The sequence below is a fragment of the Pseudomonas sp. PF05 genome (assembly GCF_056521845.1).
Window position 1 is genome coordinate 1 of record NZ_JBWLPW010000054.1, and the last position, 1,679, is coordinate 1,679.

Genomic DNA, 1,679 nt, shown 5'->3' on the forward strand with positions numbered 1-1,679 from the left:
GACCTGGGCGACGGTTTCATGCTGAGTGCCCTGGTGGTGCAAGGGATCGGTGCGGCGCGCATCTGCGCCTACATGCACACGGCCCTGGAAAGCCTGGTGCAGGCCCTCGAACACACGCCCCAGACGCCACTCAACCGCTTGGAGATGCTGCCGGAAAGCGAACGCCACCTGTTGCTGGTGGACTTCAACGCCACCCAACGCGCCTATCCCCATGAGCAAACCGTCCTGGCGCTGTTCGAAGCCCAGGCCGCGGACTTGCCGCAGGCGATTGCGGCGGTGCACGGGCAGCGGCAAGTGACTTACGCGCAGCTGAACGAGCGGGCCAACCGCCTGGCCCATCACCTGATCGGCCTCGGCGTGCAGCCGGATGACTGCGTGGCGATCCTGTTGCCACGCTCCATCGAGCTGCTGGCCAGTCAACTGGCGATCCTCAAGTGCGCGGCGGCCTACGTGCCGCTGGACCGCAACGCCTCCCTGGAGCGCCAGGGCTTCATGCTCGACGATTGCCAGGCCAAGTGCCTGCTGACGTTCAGTACCGAGGCCGTGCCCGACGGCGCTTCGCGCATCGACCTGGACACGCTGGACAGCCAGGGGCCGCTGCACAACCCGGCATTGGCGCAGTCCAGTGAATCGATCGCCTACATCATGTACACCTCGGGCTCCACTGGCACCCCGAAAGGCGTGCTGGTTCCCCATCGGGCGATCAACCGCCTGGTGATCAACAACGGTTATGCCGATTTCAATGAGCACGACCGCATCGCCTTCGCCTCCAACCCGGCGTTCGACGCCAGCACCATGGACGTCTGGGGCGCCTTGCTCAATGGTGGGCAAGTGGTGGTGATCGACCATGAAACCCTGCTCGAGCCTTCGCGGTTTGCCCAGGTGCTGGAGGATTCGGGCGTCACGGTGCTGTTCGTGACCACGGCGATCTTCAACCAGTATGTGCAGCTCATTCCCCAGGCCATTGGCGGCTTGCGCATCCTGTTGTGTGGCGGTGAGCGGGCCGATGTGGCGTCGTTCCGGTGTTTGCTGGACCTGGCGCCGAGTTTGCGCCTGGTGCACTGCTATGGCCCAACCGAAACCACCACCTACGCCACCACCCTTGAGGTGAAGGCCGTGGCGGCGGATGCCGAATGCGTGCCCATCGGCGGACCGATCGGCAACACCCAGGTTTATGTGCTCGACGCGCGCCAACAGTTGGCACCGTTGGGTGTCGTCGGCGAGATGTACATCGGCGGCAAAGGCGTGGCCAAGGGTTACCTGAACCGGCCGGACCTGACCGCGGAGAAATTCATCGCCGACCCGTTCAGCCATGAGCCTGATGCGTTGCTGTACCGCACCGGTGACCTTGGCCGCTGGTTGCCGGACGGCAGCCTGGAATGCCTGGGGCGTAACGACGACCAAGTGAAAATCCGCGGTTTCCGCATCGAACTGGGCGAGATCGAAGCCAAGCTGGTGGCCTGCGACGGCGTGAAGGACGCGGTGGTGCTGGTGCGGGCCGATGAAACGGGCGAGAAACGCCTGGTGGCCTATGTCATTGCCCAACCGCAGGTGACGCTGAGCGTGGTCGGGTTGCGCGAGCAATTGTCCGCGACCCTGGCCGACTACATGGTGCCGGCGGCGTTCGTGATGCTGTCGGCGTTCCCGTTGACCCTCAACGGCAAGGTGGACCGCAAGGC

Annotated in this window: 1 protein-coding gene; it reads left to right on the plus strand. The window is 64.6% G+C overall.

What is annotated here, in order from left to right; all coding sequences use genetic code 11:
• Positions 1–1,679: amino acid adenylation domain-containing protein (locus AC09SL_RS29380; protein WP_479571991.1), on the plus strand; the 1,679-nt coding region annotated here is incomplete at both ends.